The sequence below is a fragment of the Carboxylicivirga linearis genome (genome assembly GCF_018271995.1).
GTDB classification, from domain to species: Bacteria; Bacteroidota; Bacteroidia; order Bacteroidales; family Marinilabiliaceae; genus Carboxylicivirga; species Carboxylicivirga linearis.
In genome coordinates this window covers 1-343 of sequence record NZ_JAGUCO010000170.1, presented here as the reverse complement: position 1 = coordinate 343, position 343 = coordinate 1, and the positions used below count along the sequence as shown (strand labels likewise).

Sequence of the window (343 nt, the reverse complement as noted above, 5' to 3'; positions counted from 1 at the left end):
GCCGGTGTTCGGCAGCTTTGATTGGTATAGTTCGATTTAGTGTCACAAATAGGTTTTAGCTTATTGTTGGTTAAAAGCGTTTTAAATATAACTAATATATTAATTCTTTCCAAAAATTCAATTACTCCGATAATTGGCCACTATATTTCCACCTGTGTCGCTTTATACTATGTAGTGCGATCAAAAACGCCTGCAATAAATAGGTTAACACCTCCAGTATAGTTATCAATGCCTTCAGTCTGCTCACAAACACCTTTAGATGGTGTAACAACACCTTAAGAGTGGTTATTAACACCTTTAGATAGTCTAACAATACCTCCAGTCTGCTTGTCAACACCTTTTG

At 36.2% G+C, this 343-nt stretch carries 1 protein-coding gene; it reads right to left on the bottom strand.

The genetic code is table 11. The features are described from left to right. Nucleotides 1-121: 121 nt before the first annotated feature. Nucleotides 122-343 (bottom strand): hypothetical protein (locus KEM10_RS25275; protein WP_212221075.1); only part of this gene is annotated, 222 nt, incomplete at its 5' end.